At 55.2% G+C, this 19,432-nt stretch carries 17 protein-coding genes and 1 tRNA gene; 9 read left to right on the top strand and 9 right to left on the bottom strand.

Translation table 11 applies throughout. From position 1 onward, the window contains the following. The first annotated feature begins 319 nt into the window (after positions 1 to 319). The 6 genes from pcnB to acs all read left to right on the top strand — a co-directional run bounded on the left by pcnB (position 320) and on the right by acs (position 6,928). Positions 320 to 1,603, top strand: a complete 1,284-nt coding sequence (gene pcnB / locus ACTG39_RS09295; protein ID WP_439107268.1) for a polynucleotide adenylyltransferase PcnB — start codon at positions 320 to 322, stop codon at positions 1,601 to 1,603. Beyond that, complete coding sequence (gene folK / locus ACTG39_RS09290; RefSeq protein WP_439107267.1) at positions 1,600 to 2,121, top strand: 2-amino-4-hydroxy-6-hydroxymethyldihydropteridine diphosphokinase; 522 nt, start codon at positions 1,600 to 1,602, stop codon at positions 2,119 to 2,121. Before pcnB ends, folK begins: the two co-directional genes overlap by 4 nt. After that, positions 2,118 to 2,783, top strand: coding sequence for a deoxynucleoside kinase (locus ACTG39_RS09285; protein WP_439107266.1), 666 nt, complete (start codon positions 2,118 to 2,120; stop codon positions 2,781 to 2,783). Before folK ends, ACTG39_RS09285 begins: the two co-directional genes overlap by 4 nt. Before the next feature lie 121 nt (positions 2,784 to 2,904). Then, a complete protein-coding gene (gene panB / locus ACTG39_RS09280) occupies positions 2,905 to 3,696 on the top strand; it encodes a 3-methyl-2-oxobutanoate hydroxymethyltransferase (RefSeq protein ID WP_439107265.1) in 792 nt (263 codons plus the stop codon). 237 nt (positions 3,697 to 3,933) lie between these two features. Beyond that, positions 3,934 to 4,818, top strand: a complete 885-nt coding sequence (panC, locus tag ACTG39_RS09275; RefSeq protein ID WP_439107264.1) for a pantoate--beta-alanine ligase — start codon at positions 3,934 to 3,936, stop codon at positions 4,816 to 4,818. Between the two features lie 175 nt (positions 4,819 to 4,993). Next, positions 4,994 to 6,928: an acetate--CoA ligase gene (gene acs / locus ACTG39_RS09270; protein WP_439107263.1), complete on the top strand. Its 1,935-nt coding sequence runs from the start codon at positions 4,994 to 4,996 to the stop codon at positions 6,926 to 6,928. Between the two features lie 112 nt (positions 6,929 to 7,040). Here acs and ACTG39_RS09265 read toward each other — a convergent pair whose 3' ends face one another. The 9 genes from ACTG39_RS09265 to ACTG39_RS09225 form a co-directional block, all read right to left on the bottom strand. Further along, a complete protein-coding gene (locus ACTG39_RS09265; protein WP_439107262.1) occupies positions 7,041 to 8,033 on the bottom strand; it encodes a glycosyltransferase in 993 nt (330 codons plus the stop codon). Between the two features lie 108 nt (positions 8,034 to 8,141). After that, complete coding sequence (gene pnp / locus ACTG39_RS09260) at positions 8,142 to 10,259, bottom strand: polyribonucleotide nucleotidyltransferase (protein WP_439107261.1); 2,118 nt, start codon at positions 10,257 to 10,259, stop codon at positions 8,142 to 8,144. Positions 10,260 to 10,317: 58 nt separating this feature from the next. After that, a complete protein-coding gene (rpsO, locus tag ACTG39_RS09255) occupies positions 10,318 to 10,587 on the bottom strand; it encodes a 30S ribosomal protein S15 (RefSeq protein WP_439107260.1) in 270 nt (89 codons plus the stop codon). 164 nt (positions 10,588 to 10,751) lie between these two features. Continuing rightward, on the bottom strand, positions 10,752 to 11,681 hold the full coding sequence (gene truB / locus ACTG39_RS09250; RefSeq protein ID WP_439107259.1) for a tRNA pseudouridine(55) synthase TruB: 930 nt from the start codon (positions 11,679 to 11,681) through the stop codon (positions 10,752 to 10,754). Between the two features lie 2 nt (positions 11,682 to 11,683). Further along, positions 11,684 to 12,124 (bottom strand): 30S ribosome-binding factor RbfA, encoded by a 441-nt coding sequence (gene rbfA, locus ACTG39_RS09245; protein WP_439107258.1) that lies wholly within the window; start codon positions 12,122 to 12,124, stop codon positions 11,684 to 11,686. 25 nt (positions 12,125 to 12,149) lie between these two features. Continuing rightward, positions 12,150 to 14,780, bottom strand: a complete 2,631-nt coding sequence (gene infB / locus ACTG39_RS09240; protein WP_439107257.1) for a translation initiation factor IF-2 — start codon at positions 14,778 to 14,780, stop codon at positions 12,150 to 12,152. A gap of 52 nt (positions 14,781 to 14,832) precedes the next feature. Beyond that, positions 14,833 to 16,326, bottom strand: coding sequence for a transcription termination factor NusA (gene nusA, locus ACTG39_RS09235; protein ID WP_439107256.1), 1,494 nt, complete (start codon positions 16,324 to 16,326; stop codon positions 14,833 to 14,835). 37 nt (positions 16,327 to 16,363) lie between these two features. Next, positions 16,364 to 16,819 (bottom strand): ribosome maturation factor RimP, encoded by a 456-nt coding sequence (gene rimP / locus ACTG39_RS09230; protein WP_439107255.1) that lies wholly within the window; start codon positions 16,817 to 16,819, stop codon positions 16,364 to 16,366. 130 nt (positions 16,820 to 16,949) lie between these two features. Further along, positions 16,950 to 17,026, bottom strand: a tRNA-Met gene (locus tag ACTG39_RS09225). Between the two features lie 468 nt (positions 17,027 to 17,494). On the opposite strand from ACTG39_RS09225, the gene ACTG39_RS09220 reads away from it, so the two are divergent. From ACTG39_RS09220 to ACTG39_RS09210, 3 genes are all read left to right on the top strand, one after another. After that, positions 17,495 to 17,905, top strand: coding sequence for a hypothetical protein (locus ACTG39_RS09220; RefSeq protein ID WP_439107254.1), 411 nt, complete (start codon positions 17,495 to 17,497; stop codon positions 17,903 to 17,905). A 35-nt stretch (positions 17,906 to 17,940) separates the two neighbouring features. Further along, positions 17,941 to 18,609 carry a hypothetical protein gene (locus ACTG39_RS09215; RefSeq protein ID WP_439107253.1) on the top strand — a complete coding sequence of 223 codons (669 nt, stop codon included), beginning with the start codon at positions 17,941 to 17,943 and terminating at the stop codon, positions 18,607 to 18,609. 519 nt (positions 18,610 to 19,128) lie between these two features. Then, positions 19,129 to 19,432: hypothetical protein (locus ACTG39_RS09210; RefSeq protein WP_439107252.1), on the top strand; the 304-nt coding region annotated here is incomplete at its 3' end.

Genomic DNA, 19,432 nt, shown 5'->3' with positions numbered 1-19,432 from the left:
AATAATAATAAATGGTTTAGTGAACCTGGAAGGGGGAAGTTTTTACTTCCCCCTCGTTCGTTCTGACAGCCAATTTTCTACTTAGTTTCGCTCTTTTATAAGCACTTCCGTCACTCTTCTTCGCGCCTCACTGGCACCCGCCTTGATCGTCTCTTTGGCACCCGGTGCGAGCTACAGGAGAGCATCCGGGACAACCGAACTTCGCGGATGCCTGTGCTACCATGCGCCCTTTCACAGAAGCTCGTAACGCTGAAAAGAGTTCGCTATCCAGGTAGCTGCAGCGCGGGCAATTTACGACTCGAAGAGAAGACATCACCGCTTGAACGTAATACCCAGAGATCAGCATTGCGTTTCACGCAAAGACATCAGTCCGGGTGCTCTAAAGGTCATGGCACGACTCAGGGACCGTGATCATCAGGCGTACCTGGTGGGCGGTGCTGTTCGCGACCTTCTTCTGGGCGGACACCCAAAAGATTTTGATATCGCCACAGACGCAACCCCGGAAGAAGTTCACGCCCTGTTTGGCAACTCCCGCATTATCGGGCGCCGCTTCCGCATTGTGCACGTCCGCTTTGGCCGGGAAGTCATCGAAGTCACCACCTTTAGAGGGCATCACGATGATGCCGACCAACCGAGCACCGGAGCCAAGCGCTCTTCTCGCGGCCTCCTCCTTCGCGACAACGTCTTTGGTACTCTCGAAGAGGATGCCGTTCGGCGCGACCTGACGGTGAATGCGCTGTACTACGACAGTGGCAGCTTTGAGGTATTTGATCAGGTAGGGGGGCTTGAAGATCTTGAGGCGCGGCAAGTGCGCGTTATCGGCGACCCTGCAAAGCGCTATCGCGAGGATCCGGTGCGCATGCTGCGCTGCCTTCGCTTTGCCGCGAAGCTCGATTTTAGCGTAGAAAAAGCCAGCGGAGCTCCGATCCCCGAGCTCGCCGGCCTGCTGGATGATATACCCGCTGCCAGACTCTTCGATGAGTTCGGAAAGCTCTTTCTTACGGGTAATGCACAGGCAACTTTGCGACTGCTCAGGGAGTATCGTTGCTTCGATCACCTGTTCCCTGATAGCGCGCGCCTGGCTGACAGCGACCCGTTCTACGATCGATTACTCGATGCCGCCATGGGCAACACGGATCAACGTATTCGTCAGGACAAACCGGTGACGCCTGCATTCATACTCGCCGCCGTGCTCTGGCCCGCCATCTGTGAACGTCGCACGCAATTAGAGGCGCAGGGGGAGAAACCTGTACCTGCGATGCATAGCGCAGGCCAGGAAATCGTCGCTCAAGCCTGTCAACGCATCGCTATTCCGCGAAGATTCAGCATGCCTATGCGCGAAATCTGGGAAATGCAGCTGCGCTTACCCCGTACCGAAGGCAAGCGGGCGCTGGAGCTGATGAGCAAACGCCGCTTCCGCGCCGCCTACGACTTTCTTCTGCTTCGGGAGCAAGCCGGCGAAGACTGCTCAGGACTCGGCGCAACGTGGACTCGCCTTCAGGAAGAGCACGGCCCCATCGAGATCGTTGACTCCCCAGAAGATCACCGCCCACCCCGCCGCCGTCGCCGAGGCGGACGCAGACGCTCGGCGCCTCCGGCGTGATACGTTGCTATATCGGCCTTGGGGCGAACCTCGGGAATGCTCATGAGGCGCTGATAGAAGCTGTGCTGGGCCTGGAACAAGCGGCAGCGATAAACGTCGTCGGCAGATCTTCGATCTACCGCTCAGCTCCCATGGGACCTCAGGATCAGCCTGACTACCTCAACGCGGTCGCAGCGCTGGACACAACCCTCGACCCCCTGGCACTCCTCGATCAAATGCAACTACTCGAGGAAAAAGCTGGCAGAGTGCGCGGACTTCGCTGGGGTGCACGAACATTGGACTTGGACCTATTGATTTATGGCACAACGGCATTGCAGTCCGAGCGCCTGACACTACCTCACCCCGGGCTTCTGGAGCGTAACTTTGTGCTGCGTCCGCTTGCGGACATCGTGGGTGAAAGCTGGCAGTTTCCGGATGGTTCAACTCTAGCTCAACACCTCGACAGCTGCCCTGATACTGAGCTCTCTCTGACCGCCCTAAACTGGGCTCCAGGACAGCCCGAGGCCATAAGCGCGTGACGGAACTAGAGCTTCGAGGTCGCAAGCCACCTGCATATATCGCTGTTGAGGGCCCCATAGGGGTCGGAAAAACCACACTCACCCGGCGTCTGGCAGAAACATTCAATCACGAAATCCTGCTGGAAGATGCTGAGAAAAACCCGTTCTTAGAGCGCTTCTACCGAAATCGCAGCGAGGCGGCTCTCGCAACGCAACTGTTTTTTTTATTCCAACGCACGCAGAAAATGCAGGAGCTCAGACAGTCCGAACTCTTCTCCCCCGTGCGCGTAGCTGACTTCCTCATAGAAAAAGACCCGCTTTTCGCCCGCATCAATCTCGATAGCGATGAGTTCGAACTCTATGAAAAGGTGTACCAGAAGCTGACCATCGACGCGCCGAGACCAGACCTCGTGATCTACCTTCAAGCCCCCACCGATGTGTTGCTTTCGCGCATAGAACGCCGGGGACTAGGGCATGAGCGGGGTATCGATGGACGCTATCTGGAGCAGTTAAACGAAGTGTACAGCGAATTTTTTCTGTACTACGATGGCGCGCCTCTGCTTATCGTCAACGCCAGCATGATTGATCTGGCCGAAGGCGACGGTGATTACCTGCAGTTAGTGGACTACCTGCTCGACATTCGCAGCGGTCGCCACTACTTCAACCCGACTTTTTTTGGGTAGCGTCTTGGGTAGCAGCGGGCGCTTTTTGGCGGGCAGCAGGCGCTTTTTGGGCAGCAGCAGGCGCTTTGAGGTAGGAAGCTTAGGACAACGGGCTTTTTGTAGTGAGACGGCTTTGTAGTTTATGACTAAAGTAACAATCAGCACGCTCGATAAGATGAAAGCCTCTGGCGAGAAGTTCGTGTGCATCACGGCCTACGACGCTACCTTTGCCCGCCTCATCAGTGAAGCTGGTGCCGAAACCATTCTCGTGGGTGACTCGCTGGGCATGGTTCTTCAGGGACACGACAGTACGATTCCCGTGACGATTCAGGATATGGAGTACCACACTCGCTGCGTCAATCGAGCGGCGCCACACTCACTCCTCATCGCCGACTTGCCCTTCATGACCTACAGCAACGCCACAGAAGCCATGACCAATGCGACACGTCTCATGCAAGCCGGTGCGCAGATGGTGAAAATGGAGGGCGGTGTCTGGCTAAGCGACACTATCAGTGCCCTGGTAGAGAGGGGCGTACCCGTTTGCGCCCATCTGGGACTCACTCCTCAATCGGTTAACGCCTTTGGCGGGTACCGCGTGCAGGGTCGCACACCCAAGGAAGCCAAATCTATTCTGGCTGACGCGGTAGAAATCCAGGATGCCGGCGCTAGCCTGTTGGTGCTCGAATGCATCCCTGCGGAACTGGCCAGCGATATTTCCGCCAAACTCGATATACCCGTGATTGGCATTGGCGCAGGCGCAGGAACAGACGCACAAGTACTGGTAATGCACGACTTACTGGGACTTTCTGATCATCGGCCAAAATTTGTAGAGAATTTCATGATTGGCGCGGACAGTGTACAAGCAGCGCTCGCTGCCTTTGTGACCTCGGTAAAAGATGGCAGCTATCCGCGGGAAGAACATAGCTATACGTAAGCACCCGCTCATACTGAGAAGTTTGAGACAGTCAGACATAACCAAAAGTTACAAAACCGTTTCTTTTAGTAATAAAATCGGCTTCTAAAGAAGTGAACTACGCGCTTGCCCACCCTGCCCGAAAGCTGCATACTCGGTCGCCCTGAGCGGAATAATCCGCCGTAATCCGGGTTTGGTATGCGACGTGCTTAAGGTCGTTGACCTGAAACCCACCCTGATCGCAAGCGGGGTAGCAGCATGCTGGTAGTAGACAGCAAAACAGGTTTGCAGCACGCCCTGCAACGTCATCGCCTCGCCCGGGAGAGCATTGCCTTCGTCCCGACTATGGGCAATCTTCACGAGGGTCATCTCGAGTTGGTTCGCCGTGCCAAGCAGCAAGGCGACATTGTTGTTGTCAGTATTTTCGTTAATCCCATGCAGTTTGGCGCTAACGAAGATCTCGACGCCTATCCCAGAACCTTGAGTGCGGACCGCGAGAAACTGTTCTCCGAAGGTGTGAACTATCTCTTCGTACCCTCCGAAGAAGACATCTACCCCGACGGCCTCAGTGCACAAACGGTAGTCCGTGTACCGGACCTCTCCGAAACGCTCTGCGGTAGCAACCGCCCTGGCCATTTTGATGGCGTCTCCACTGTCGTGAGCAAACTGTTCAATATGGTGCAGCCGCAATTCGCCTTGTTTGGCGAAAAGGATTTTCAGCAGCTCTCGATCATCCGAAAGATGGTGGAAGACCTCAGTTTGCCAATCGATATTATCGGTGTGCCCACGGTTCGCGCCGATGATGGCCTCGCACTGAGCTCGCGAAATCACTATCTAACGCTACCCCAACGCGATGTCGCGCCCCTGCTCCACAAAACTTTGCTCGATTGCAGAGATGCTATTGCCTGTGGCTTTGACAACTTTCTGCAGATCGAATCCCACGCGCGCATGCAGCTGCTCCAGGCTGGCTTTGCCCCGGACTACTTTGCCATACGCGACGCCCGCACTTTGCAAGCCGTGGGAGAGAGCACCGAAGAGATCGCTATTCTGGCTGCCGCACGCCTTGGTGGCACACGTCTCATAGACAATGTTCGACTGACTCTCAATCCCGCATCTGACTGGGGCATGCTCGCGACGCCCTGAGGGTAGCCACCCTCCACTTTCCGCTAAATCCCGCAAATTCCCGCAAGAAAGACGGCCCTCCGGCAAAGAAAACGCAATCTTTGGACTTAGACTAACGTAGGCTTGTCTCGTAGCCCCGTGCGTCTAGAATCAAAGACTGCTAACACATCGAATAATGATCAGAGAGGGGCCCTCAATGTCTCACCAATTCCCTACGCACCCTATCCCTGCAGGCTTTGCTGACGCTCATGTTAAGCCGGCGGACTACCAGGCCATGTACGAACGCTCCCTAAGCGATCGCGACGGCTTCTTTGCAGAGATGGCCACAGAGTTCCTGAGCTGGGATAAACCCTGGGACTCAGTCTGCTCCTTCGATTTTGTGAAAGGTGACGCCAGTTGGTTTGCGGGTGGAAAGCTCAACGTCAGCGTGAATTGTATCGACCGACACCTGCCCGAGCGCGCCAATCAGACAGCGATCATCTGGGAAGGTGATGACCCTCAGGACAGTCGCTCCATAAGCTATGCAGAGCTCAAAGACGAAGTTTGTCGCCTCGCCAACGCGCTCCGTGCTCGGGGAGTGACAAAGGGGGATCGCGTATGCCTTTACATGCCCATGGTTCCCGAAGCGGCCATAGCGATGCTCGCCTGTACCCGCATCGGCGCGGTCCACACTATCGTGTTTGGCGGATTCTCTCCCGAGGCGCTCAAGGATCGTATCCAGTCAGCAGAATGCGCCGCCGTCATTACCAGCGATGAGGGATTGCGCGGCGGCAAAGCCATCCCTCTTAAGGCCAACGTCGATAAGAGTCTGGCTGATTGTCCGTCCGTAAGCACCTGCATCGTCGTGCGTCGCACCGGCGCCAGCGTCAATATGGAAAATGGTCGCGATGTGTACTACGACGAAATCACCGCCGCACAAAGCGACGATTGCGAACCTGAGTCCATGGATGCGGAAGACCCGCTGTTCATTCTCTACACCTCAGGCTCAACGGGAAAACCCAAAGGTGTTCTGCACACCACTGCCGGCTATCTGTTACAGGCCAGCATGAGTTTCAAGTATGTATTCGACTATCGCGAGGGCGAAGTTTACTGGTGCACAGCGGATGTAGGCTGGGTCACAGGGCACTCCTATATCGTCTATGGGCCTCTTGCCAATGGCGCCACCACGCTCATGTTCGAAGGTGTACCGACCTACCCGGATGCGGGCCGATGCTGGGACGTCGTCGACAAGCATCAGGTATCGATCTTCTACACCGCGCCCACCGCAATTCGAGCGCTCCAGAGTAAAGGCGATGCCTACGTCACACGCTCCTCGCGAAGCACCCTGCGCATTCTTGGCACAGTAGGTGAACCCATTAACCCCGAAGCCTGGGAGTGGTACTTCCACACCGTTGGCGAAGGGCGATGTCCCATTGTGGACACCTGGTGGCAGACCGAAACTGGTGCGCACATGATCACCCCATTACCGGGCGCCACGCCCATGAAGCCGGGGGCCGCCTCGGTGCCTTTCTTCGGTGTTGAACCGGTTTTGCTTGCTGAAGACGGTAGCGAAATTGACGGCCCCGGCGCAGGTTACCTGGCAATTAAATCCTCCTGGCCCAGTCAGATACGATCCGTGTACGGCGACCACCAGCGCATGGTGGATACCTATTTCTCAAACTATCCCGGCTATTACTTTACCGGTGACGGCGCGACACGCGATGAGGATGGCTACTACTGGATCACCGGTCGGGTGGATGACGTGCTTAACGTCTCCGGACATCGCATGGGAACAGCGGAGGTCGAAAGCGCGGTGGTACTGCACGACAGCATTGCTGAAGCGGCGGTCGTGGGCTTTCCCCACGACATCAAGGGTCAGGGTATTTACTGCTACGTCACACCCATGGAGGGTGTGGAGCCCAACGATGCACTAAAAGCCGAGCTCGTTCAGCTATGCGTGGAAGAGATTGGCCCTATCGCCAAACCTGACGTTATTCAGTGGGCGCCAGGACTACCCAAAACCCGTTCCGGCAAGATCATGCGGCGCATCTTGCGCAAAATTGCGGAGAACGAGTTGGATAGCCTTGGGGACACATCGACGCTTGCGGATCCCAGTGTGGTTGATGAGTTGATTAGTAACCGCAGTGCCTAGGTAGCGGCTAAATAGGGCCTAAATAGCGGCTAGATAACGCCTCCATCTAACAGCTCGACAATAAAGTCCGGGCTTACACCTGGGGCAGCAGCTTAATTACGATGAAGCCTGCTCAGCCAGCGAGAAATTCGATGTTGCGCCGAATGGTCTCATCCGTCTCTGGCCCCATACCACCCAAAGCGAGACACTCCTCCAACAATGCAGCACCGCGGGGCTTGTCTCCGCTTCGCACCGCCAAATTGGCAAGATTCAGGCACAAGGAGGGGGTGCGATGCCCATCCTTGTAAAGACGACGGTAGATATCCTGGGCTACTCCAAAGTTACCACCACGATAGGCCGCTTCTGCAGCTCCTTCTAAACTGCGAGCCGGCTCATAACCAAGCTCGGCGGCGCGTTGAAGATAGCGACTGGCCTTTGCGAAGTCGTTTACAGCGTACAAAGCGGTCGATCCGGCAATACCGAAAATCCGACCGTCGTCCCGTTCTTCCAACAAACGATCCATAAGCACGAGATAACGGCTCGCTCGGTCAAGGCGGGATCGTTCGGGGTTAGCGTCGATGTAATGATGAAGGGGCACATCCAAGGTGCCTCTTGTTGCCTCAGCTAAAGTACCGTCCACTATTTCGTGGATGTTTCCTTGATAACGTATGACGTCATTGCGCCGGAATAGTCGGAGAATAGGATTTTCGGTATAGCCTTTCCAATCACCCGACCACTGATCGGGCTGCGATATCGCAATCCACTTTAGCTGCAACTCTTCGTTGCTGTAGTTTCGCTGAATCAGATAGAAGCCATCATATTCATCTCTACTCATAGCCTCCCTAAGCTTGGGAAAGTCCTCAGCCGCAATACGCTCATCGGCGTCGAGCACCAAAATCCAATCTCCCGTGGCGGCGGCGAGTCCGGTGTTTCTCGCAGCAGAGAAATCGTCAATCCATTCAAAATCCAGAACTTTATCTGCGTACCGCTCAGCAATCTCCCGAGTGCCATCAGTGGAACCCGTATCCACCACCACGATTTCATCAACAAAGGGCGCTGCTGATGCAAGACACTCCTCGATAAAGAACGCTTCGTCTTTGACGATCATGCACAGAGAAAGACGCATAGAGTTAAACCGATCACCTAATCACTAAACTGGAACGCAACTATAAAACACGGGCCATAAAAAAGGGCGCCGAAGCGCCCTTTGATACAGCTGCTAATCCGCAATCGATTAGGCGTCGCCCGCTGCTTCTGCAGGCGCCGCATCGTCGTCAAGGAGTTCCTTGATAGACAGCTTGATACGACCACGCTGATCCACATCCAGAACCTTAACGCGCACTTCCTCACCTTCACTCAGGTGATCAGATACGTTTTCTACGCGCTCGTTAGCGATCTGAGAGATGTGCAGCAATCCATCCTTACCCGGTAGGATGTTTACGAATGCGCCGAAGTCGACGATACGCTCAACCTTACCAGTGTAGATAGCACCCACTTCAGCCTCCGCAGTGATCTCTTCGATCATCGCTACCGCCTTATCCCGTGAAGCCTGATCCTGACCGAATACGCGTACGGTGCCGTCATCTTCAATATCCACAGTGGCGCCCGAGTTCTCGGTGATGGAACGAATCATCGCGCCACCCTTACCAATGATGTCGCGGATTTTGTCAGAATCAACCTTCAGGGTCACCATGCTCGGCGCATTCTCAGAAGTCACTTCCCGCGGTGCTGCAAGCACTGCATTCATCTGACCCAGAATGTGCAAGCGAGCTTGCATGGCTTGCTCCAAAGCAATCTCCATGATCTGCTCGGTGATGCCTTCGATCTTGATATCCATCTGCAGGGCGGTAACACCATCGGCGGTACCGGCGACCTTAAAGTCCATGTCACCCAAGTGATCTTCGTCGCCCAGGATGTCCGTGAGAACAGCAAACTGGTTGCCTTCCTTCACGAGACCCATGGCAATACCCGCAACAGGCGCCTTGAGAGGCACACCGGCGGTCATCATGGCGAGGGAACCGACACAAACAGAGGCCATAGAGCTGGAGCCGTTGGACTCTGTAATCTCTGACACCACGCGGATCGTGTAGGGGAACTCTTCCAGGTTAGGAAGAACCGCCGCCAGACCGCGACGGGCCAAACGGCCGTGACCGATTTCGCGGCGGCTGGTAAAGCCTACACGTCCAGCCTCGCCTACAGAGTAGGGAGGGAAGTTGTAGTGCAGCATGAAAGGATCACGACGCTCGCCTTCCAGCGCATCAATGATCTGGGAGTCACGAGTAGAGCCTAAAGTTACGGCGCCAATAGCCTGAGTTTCGCCACGGGTAAACAGTGCGGAACCGTGGGCTTTGGCGAGTACGTCTACTTCGCAGGCGATTTGGCGCACGGTGCGCGTGTCGCGACCATCGATGCGTGGCTCACCGGCGATGATGCGGTTACGTACCAGAGACTTCTCGACCTTCTTAAAGTACTCCTTAACCAAGTCAGCGCTAGGACCACCTTCGATCGCAAGCTCTGCAACGCAAGCTTCGCGGATCTCTCCGACGCGCGCATAGCGCTCAGCCTTATCTGTAATACGGTAAGCCTCGCCAAGATCGGCTTTTGCTTTCTCTTCAACCGAGCTAAACAGCGCTTCGTCTATGGCAGGTGCCTGCCAGTCCCAGCTAGGCTTGCCGGCCTCTGCAGCCAGTTCCTGAACTGCTTTGATAACCACCTGCATTTCCTGATGCGCAAACAAAACCGCACCCAGCATCTGATCTTCGGTCAACTGGTCGGCCTGGGACTCAACCATGAGTACGGCGTCCTGGGTTCCTGCAACGACCATCTCAAGCTTGCTCTCGGGCAGCTGGTCATAGGTTGGGTTGAGGATGTAACCCTCAGCGTCGTTGAATCCGACACGCGCCGCACCAATAGGTCCATTGAAAGGACAGCCAGAGATCGCCAGTGCTGCTGAAGTACCAATCATTGCAGGGATATCGGGATCAATGTGCTTATCGGCAGACATCACCGTGCAGATGACCTGCACTTCGTTCATGAATCCGTCAGCAAATAGCGGTCGGATGGGGCGATCAATCAATCGAGACGTCAGTGTCTCTTTCTCGCTGGGGCGCGCTTCACGCTTGAAAAAGCCGCCGGGAATCTTACCTACGGAGTAGGCCTTCTCGGTGTAATGCACAGCCAGCGGGAAGAAGTCGCGGCCTTCGCGAGCAGTCTTCTCAGCGACAACGGTCACCAACACACTGGTGTTTTCTACGGTAACAAGAACGGCGCCGGTCGCCTGACGGGCGATGCGGCCTGTTTCCAGCGTGACGGTTTGGCCGCCATACTGAAAGGTTTTAGTAACTGGGTTCACAATTTTTCTCCAATTCAAAATAAAACGACCGGAGCCCATGCCCCGGTCGCGTCAGCGGTTATCGGCGCAGGCCGAGTCGCTTAATCAATTCAGCGTAACGCGCTGAATCTTTGCGCTTGAGGTAATCCAGCAAGTTCCTGCGCTGGTTCACCATGCGAATGAGGCCCCGTCGAGAATGGTGATCCTGCTTGTGGGACTCAAAGTGATCGCGAAGCTGCTCGATGTTTGCTGTGAGCAGGGCTACCTGTACTTCCGGGGAGCCGGTATCACCTTCGCCTTGTTGATAGTCGCGGACGATTTCCGCTTTACGTTCTGCGTTTAAAGCCATTTCAATTTCCTTGTAATAATCTGCTCTGGCCACTTTGCGACCCGGATTCTTCTAAAAAGAGTCGGCATCGATCAAGGTGAACCCACTAATAAAAGAGCCTGCCCGTGCAGATTGACAGCCAGGTTCTCGTCAACGTTCGCGAAAATCACACTCGTTTTAGCGTGTTATCCACCGCTGACAACCAGTCGACGGGGCGCAACGCGCCCGTCGTCCAGAATTTCACCAAGCCCCAGAAACTCACCTGTCTCCAGAGCGACGCGCACCATACCATCACAGGGCGCATTTGGCACTAGCACCGGCTGCCCCTGACGAAGGTAAAACCCACTGGATTCGGGCAGTTTCAGCAGCGGCATATGAGCCACGGCGGTATCGGTGGGCTTCAAAAAAGCGTCCATCCCCGCCAAATCCTGCTGCCCGTGAAGCGCTTCCAGAGTGCTCATGGTGACGCACTCATCCAATTCGAAGGGACCAGCCTTGGTACGCCGCAGCGCGGAGACATGCCCACCGACGCCCAATTGCTTCCCCAAGTCCATAGCAAGGGAGCGGACATAGGTACCCTTGCTACACAAAATACGCACATCGACCTCTGCGCGAACGCCCGGGCGAAAGGCCAGGACCTCCAGTAACATTATTGTCACAGGGCGAGGCTCGCGTTCTACTTCGATGCCGGCCCTGGCAAGCTTATAGAGCGGCTGGCCATCGCGCTTGATTGCCGAATACATCGGCGGAAGCTGCTCGATGGCGCCGCGAAAACGCTCCAGAGCACCTTCAATCTGCACTAGATCCAGTGCGGATGCATCTGCCTCCAAGACAGTCTCACCTTCAGAATCACCGGTCTCAGTGCTCCGCCCAAGGCAGAAGGTACTGTCGTAGCCCTTATCCGCATCCAATAAATACTGGGAGAACTTTGTGGCCTCACCAAAACACAGCGGCAACACACCCGTCGCCAGCGGGTCAAGACTGCCCGTGTGCCCCGCCTTCGCCGCATTAAACAGCCACTTGCAGCGCTGCAAAGCCTGGTTAGAGCTCATGCCCAAGGGTTTATCGAGAAGAAGGATGCCGGAGATAGTTCTACCGCGGCGCCGTCGCGCCATGGTTAGTTCGCCTCGTCCTGATCGCCGGAGCTGTCATGCTCGCCCGATGATTCGGCATCGCGCTCAACATCAGCATAGCGACGATCATCGGCGGATCGTGCGCGACTAATCAGATCTTCTAGATCACGGCCGCGACCAACACTGCTGTCAAAAAAGAAGCGCAATTTTGGAACGCTACGCATGGACGCATCTCTAGCGAGGGCTGAGCGCAAGAAACCGGCCGCCTTATTCAACACATCCGTGCAAGGCTTTGCCTCTTCGGCGGTGTCCGACCCCAACAGCGTGAAATGTACTTTGGCGTGGGATATATCTCGACTCACATCGACTGCCGTAATGCTTACCATGCCCAAGCGAGGGTCCCGCACTTCGCGCTGAATAATCAGCGCGAGTTCGCGACGCAGGTAATCACCCACTCGCTCTGTACGACTAAACTCTTTGGCCATGGGGTTACGGGTAGCGGAAGCAGTCTTAGAGACTGCGCGCTATCTCACGGACCTCGAAGACTTCGATCTGATCACCCACTTTGACATCGGTATAGTTCTTCACGCCGATACCACACTCCACGCCATTGCGGACCTCGTTCGCGTCGTCTTTAAAGCGGCGCAACGACTCGAGTTCGCCCTCATAGATAACAACGTTGTCTCGAAGTACACGGATGGGTTTGGAGCGATAGACCGTGCCCTCGGTAACCATGCATCCCGCAATCTGACCGAACTTCGGAGACCGGAATACATCCCGCACCTCGGCGATGCCCACAATTTCCTCGCGCATTTCCGGAGGCAGCATGCCAGACAAAGCCTGCTTCACGTCATCAATCAAATCGTAGATAACATTGTAGTAACGCAGATCGACACCTTCGGCCTCAACCAGGCGCCGTGCCGAGTTATCGGCACGAACGTTGAAACCAAACACCACGGCTTCGGATGTCATTGCCAGGTTGATATCAGTCTCGGCAATACCACCAACACCACCGGAAACGATATTGACCTGAACTTCATCGTTACCCAGCTCCAGCAACGCTGTTTGCAGCGCTTCCAGAGATCCTCGGACGTCGGCCTTGACCACAACGTTGAGCGTCTTTTTCTCGCCCGCCGTCATGCTCTCAAACATGTTGTCGAGTTTGGCAGCCTGCTGACGCTGGAGCTTGCTGTCGCGCATCTTCTCCTGACGGGAGTCCGCCAGCTCGCGAGCCCGCTTCTCACTCTCGAGAACCGCAAATTGATCACCCGCATCAGGCGTTCCGTCGAGACCCAAAATCTCCACAGGAATACTGGGACCTGCCTCTTCGATGGGCTGCCCGTTCTCGTCCAGCATGGCTCGCACGCGACCGTAGTGCAGTCCGGCAAGACAAATATCGCCTTGACGCAGGGTACCGCTTTGAACCAGTAGTGTTGTTACGGGGCCGCGACCTTTGTCCAGGCGGGACTCAATAACGATACCCTGAGCGGGTACTTCGCGAGGCGCCTGAAGCTCAAGAAGCTCCGCCTGCAGCAAAATAGCATCCAGGAGCGCATCGACACCGTCACCGGTGATTGCTGACACAGGAATGAACTGGTATTCACCGCCCCATTCTTCCGGGATCACTTCTTTAGCGGCTAGTTCGTTCTTAACGCGATCGGGATCTGCGCCTTCTTTATCCATCTTGTTCACGGCAACGATCAGCGGGACCTCCGCTGCCTTGGCGTGCTGCACTGCCTCAACGGTCTGCGGCATAACGCCGTCATCGGCTGCCACTACAAGAATGACGATATCCGTGCTCTTTGCACCTCGAGCTCGCATCGCGGTAAACGCGGCGTGTCCCGGCGTATCCAAAAAGGAAATCATGCCGTGATCTGTATCGACGTGATAGGCACCGATGTGCTGGGTTATACCGCCAGCTTCGCCCGATGCCACTTTAGCCTTGCGGATGTAATCCAGTAGCGAGGTCTTACCATGGTCAACGTGACCCATGACCGTAACCACCGGCGCTCTTGGAGAAAGTTCACCCTCGTGCATTGATAAGGCTTCGCTCAGGTTGTCCTCAAGCTCATCGGCGCTCACCAACTTCACGGTGTGGCCCAGCTCTTCGACTACCAGCGTCGCCGTATCCTGATCGATCATCTGATTGATGGTCGCCATGACACCCAGCTTCATCAATTCTTTAATGACCGCGCCCGACTTCACAGACATCTGCTGCGCAAGACCGCCCACGGCAATCATATCCGCCAGCTCTACTTCGTAGACCTTCTTCGCGGTGGGCATTTCAAAGCCATGCTTGCCATGCTCTTCATGGGTGGACTTGCCTTTGCGTCGGCCACCACGGCGCCGCGGCGCACCTGACTCCGCCGCTTCCAAATCTGATAAGGACAGGTTGTGGCCTCGATGCTTGCCACGGCCCAGAGGCTCTGAGCCCACACGACCACGAGTTTTTTTCTTGCGAGGCTCTTCGCGACCCGGTGCGGCCGGCGCATCATGCAGACGCTTGGGCTTACGGGCGACATCGGCACTCGGCGCGGCGCGAGGTGTTGCCGCTGCTTCCGCTGCCTTACGCTCTTCCTCTGCTTTGCGGGCAGCAATAGCAGCTTCACGAGCCGCTGCTTCCTCAGCTTCCTGCTTCTTGCGTCGCGCAGCCGCCCGCTGACGGAGCACCTCGGGATCGAGGTCTTTTTCATCTTCCAGTTCCAGCTCCGGATCTGGCTCCGGTGTGGGCTCGGGTTCTGGCGCAGCAACTACCGGCTCCACGACCTCATCTAAAACGGGTTCTTCGACCAGATCATCAAGGGCCGCAGGAGCGACGTCATCACCGCTGTCCTCAAGAACATCACGCTTCACGTAAGTGCGCTTTTTGCGCACTTCAACGTTGACAGTCTTCTTGCCCTGAGAGCCGCCACCACCGCGCAAAGTACTGAGCGTCTTACGCTTCAGAGTGATGCGCTTGGGAGCCGCGGTGGACTCACCATGGCTGGCCTTGAGGAACGCCAGCAGCGTCTGCTTGTCCTCATCAGACACGGCTTGCTCTGCCGCACTATGAGGCAAGCCCGCATCTTTCATCTGCGCCAATAAACGCTCTACCGGTGCGCCTACTGTTTCTGCCAGTTGCTCTACTGTTACCTGCGCCATCGCGCTGTCTCCCTTGTGACCCGTTAACCCTGCTTCACTACCAAAAGGTTAATCAGGCCGACTCTTCCTCGAACCAAGGCGCGCGAGCAGTCATAATCAGCTCACCAGCACGCTCTTCGGTCATATCTTCTATATCCATCAGCTCGTCTACGCCCTGCTCCGCCAAATCTTCCATAGTCACGATGCCGCGACTGGAAAGAATAAAGGCGAGATGGCGGTCCATACCGTCCATGGTCAGCAGATCTTCGGCTGGCTCCTGAGCACCTAGCTCCTCTTCGGAGGCAATGGCCAGCGTCAACAGAGCATCTTTAGCCCGCGCTCGGAGCTCTTCAGCGATATCTTCGTCGAAGCCATCGATGGACGTCATTTCTTCCAGCGGGACATAGGCCACTTCTTCCAGCGTCGTGAAGCCTTCATCCACCAGAATTCCGGCAACGTCTTCGTCGACATCAAGCTTATCCATGAACGTCTGGATAACCTGGCCGGCTTCCGCTTCCTGCTTCTCAAGCGCCTCGTCGACACTCATGACGTTGATGGTCCACGCGGTAAGTTCACTTGCAAGACGAACGTTCTGGCCGGCGCGGCCAATCGCCTGCGCAAGATTATCCTCGGCCACGGCGACATCCATGGTGCCGTTTTCTTCATCCACAACGATGGACTCTACTTCTGCCGGCGACATCGCGTTGATCACCAACTGCGCAGGGTTGTCGTCCCAGAGCACAATATCGACCCGCTCGTTATCAAGCTCATTAGAGACCGCCTGGACTCTGGATCCGCGCATGCCAACGCAGGCGCCCACGGGATCAATACGCTGATCGTTGGTCTTCACAGCGATCTTTGCACGGGAGCCCGGATCACGAGCGGCGCTTCGGATCTGGATAACTTCCTCAGAAATCTCGGGCACTTCAATCTTGAACAGCTCGATAAGCATCTCTGGGCAAGCGCGACTGAGAATCAGCTGGGGACCCCGAGTCTCCGTGCTGATCTCTTTGAGAATCGCGCGAACGCGATCGTTGATGCGGAATGTTTCCCGGCCTACCAGCTGCTCTCGTGGCAGCAGACCTTCGGCATTGTTACCCAGATCCACAATGACATTATCGCGAGTTACTTTCTTAACCGTTCCCGCGACGAGCTCGCCAACACGACTCTCATACTGCTCGACAACCTGAGCACGTTCCGCGTCCCGGACCTTTTGAACAATGACCTGCTTGGCAGTCTGGGCAGCGATACGCCCGAAGCCTACGTTCTCGACCTGCTCCTGATGTACATCCCCAGGCTTCAGGGACTCGTCCTGCTCAATCGCTTCTTCTGTGGTGAACTGCGTGCCTAGCAACGCCAACTCATCGTCGGGAACCACCAGCCAGCGGCGCACAGTCTCGTAATCGCCGGTTTCGCGATCAATGGTGACTTCAATATCCGCGTCTTCGTCGTAGCGCTTCTTGGTGGCCATGGCCAGAGCGGACTCAATCGCCTCGAAGATAATGTCCTCGGACACTCCCTTCTCGTTGGATACCGCTTCCGCTACCAGCAATATTTCTTTTGTCATCGTTCTAAAACCTCGTAGCAACAACCTCGGGGGTTGCTTATATACGCAGCGTCAACTGCGCCCGGTCCACGTCGCCGTAAGGCAACAGATACTCGTGATCATCCACGAGCAACACAATATCGTCGTCCTCCACACCCCGAAGGATGCCCTTGAACTTGCGACGCCCTTCAAAGGGATTGCGCAAGCGCAGCTCCATCTCTTCGCCAACGTAGGCGGAGTATTGATCCAAGCGAAACAAGCGACGGTCAACGCCGGGAGACGACACCTCCAGCACGTACTCACCGCTGATAGGTTCCTCAACATCAAGAACCGCACCTACCTGCTCACTTACTGCCGCACAGTCCGTTACCTGTACGCCGTTCTCAGACTCTATATAAAGCCTCAATACGCTGTGCTTACCCTGAATCAGGTACTCCGTACCCCAGAGTTCAAAGCCCAGCGCCTCGACTGTCGGTGCAAGCAATGTTTGCAGCTTATTTTCTCTCGCGCTCATCGCCCGCCTCCTCTTATCCAGTCACTGTCCATCGTCTGCTTCGCACTCAACACAAATGCGAAGCCAATAAAAAAGCCCCATAAGGGGCTTTTTTAGTCACACCGTCGGTCATTGGAGCTAACGGTGTTATTGGTAGCGGGGGCCGGATTTGAACCGACGACCTTCGGGTTATGAGCCCGACGAGCTACCAGGCTGCTCCACCCCGCATCAAAACTTTTCTCTGCGTGTCGACCCTTTGAATGAGGACTAACTTCGTTAGCTAGCTTCACCCTGAAGTACGACCCGCGGGACACTCCCTTAAGCTGCCCCTCGTGAGAGGCCGCGTATTATAGGTGCGGCCAACACGTCACGCAAGCACAACTGAGTGCTTATTCGTCCAAGCCAATTGAGGCACAAACAAAGCACCAGATTCACCCTACCAGCTTACCCGTGCCAGCAACGCTCAACGGCGATCTGGTGATGAATGCCCACCGCTCCTGCACCGAGATAACGGTACTTTGGCGATCTGCGCCAGATAGAAAGACCACAAATTAGTTTTTTTTTGCAACATTTCCGTTATTCAGCCGTCATACCTTATACAAACGCACAACTCGCGTTTTACCGATTGGGTTGTGCAAGCGCATTTCATACAATGGCGCTCCAATTTTTTTTACACATGACAGAAGGTGTTGGTAGATGTTTCTCCGAATTTTTATTTTGATTGCCTCCCTAGGCGCCGCTGCAGAAATTGCGGCCAGCTCTACTGAGGCGCTGAAGCGAGATTACCTGCAAGTCAACAAGACCAAGGTGATTGCGGAGATAGAGAGCCAAGGCAATTTGATCAGTGTGCAATCCGTACCCGACGGGTGCATTACCGAAGACCTCTCAGACCTAATCGTTCCTTCAGATGCTCTAACGGGGACATTCAACTGGTTCGGTGATACGGCGTCAGGGAAAATCTGGCGAGAGGCGTGTGAAAACGATTCAACTCTGTCAGCCGTTGTACTTCAACTGACCCCTGATGAAGGCGCCCCCCCCCATTCATATGCTCCGCTGCCTTTGCTATTGATCAAAACGGAGCACGTTACGAATCGGTCGAGCTTGTGACGGCGCCTGATGCAGTAGCATTTTGCGATGATCTTTTGAGCACGGAAACGTTTCTTCTTGACCAGTTTGACAGCCTGCCGCCTCGCGACCAATTTGACGAAGATCAGGCGTTTGATTTGATCTACAACGACGCGCTTGTGGTCAGCGTCCCGGCATATGAAGGAAGCGAAGGTCCCGAACCAGACCCAGCATTCGTGTTAAATCTGGAGGAGCCCGTAGATGGTGCAACGGCATCCGGCATCTCAAGTCTGCGCGGGTGGGCAGTTTCGTCTTCAGGTATCGAGAGTATAGAACTGTTCGTGAATGGCCAGTTTGTGCAAACGCTCACCTATGGTGGGGTGCGTACCGATGTTGAGTCCGTTTACCCGAACGTTCCCAACTCTCGGGAATCTGGATTCGGTGAGATATACAACTTCGCAAGTCTCGGCGCCGGAGAGCACACGGTCATGATTAGAGCCAGGACATCTGATGGCCAGCAGCAGGATCAAACGAGTACCTTCACCGTCCAAGCCTTTGCTGATGATTTTATCGATGAACCCGGATTCCCGGCTTTCACAGCTGCCACAACACAGATCTTAAATGAAGACGGTACGATAACCATTTCGCCCGTAACGCTAGCAGATGACACTTCCTATCGCCTGCAGCTGCGCTGGAGTACTGCCACCCAGGGCTTTGAGATCGTGAGTATTACGGCTATCGACTAGACACACTGCTAAGGGTGAGTGTTTGTTCCATGAGTGGTAGCCCAAAATACCTCAGGCCTGCATAAATTCGTGTGGGCTGCTCGGGAATACGCACGATCACTCCCCCACAATCACAGCCCCCCCATCACTCCCCAATGAGTGCGAAGCGCGGGGCTTGTGGGAAAAAGTTTAGCGAACTTGGTCAGTAAGGCGAGTCAGAGGCCTTCGCTCGCTTACATTTGGAAGTCCAGCGCTGAAACAACTCAGTTGAATCACACTTGGCTTAAAGCACTAGTCGCTCTTCGCAAAGCCGGCTTAGACGCTCGGCGACTGCCAGTTCAAACAAAGCAAAAACTTTGAGTCCTAGCGACTAACCCTAGACTTGCCCTAGGCCAGCCTTTAAAGAAGCGCCTAAGTTCAAAGTATGTAAAAAAATGGTGCCGAAGGGGGGACTTGAACCCCCACGATAAACCACTGATAATAATAAGAATTCTAGATAGATCTACCATGTATCTTACAGGAATCTTTACAGGAATACGCATGAAACTACCCAAATACGTCAGAACCATAGGTAACAGTGACAGGCTTGGGGCGTTTATCATGAAAAAACGAGTACTATTGTTTCTCTTTATATTTATGGCAACACCTCTCTATGCAGGTGAGGCGTTATCGCCACAGCGGGTCGTCGAAAATTTCCTTGAGTTTTTCAACAACGAAGACAGGGCATCACTTAATGCACTATGGGGCAGCCCAATCGTCTTCGTAAGGGGTGGTAAGCCTGCCGTATACTCCGATTATGGCGACGTGGTAGATTTTGATGGGCTAAAGGCGTCGGGCTGGTCTT

Origin of the sequence: Congregibacter sp. (genome assembly GCF_965662665.1) — a bacterium.
GTDB lineage: Bacteria > Pseudomonadota > Gammaproteobacteria > Pseudomonadales > Halieaceae > Congregibacter.
The sequence above is the reverse complement of the archived record's forward strand: the minus strand, read 5'-3'. Positions and strand labels throughout refer to the sequence as shown.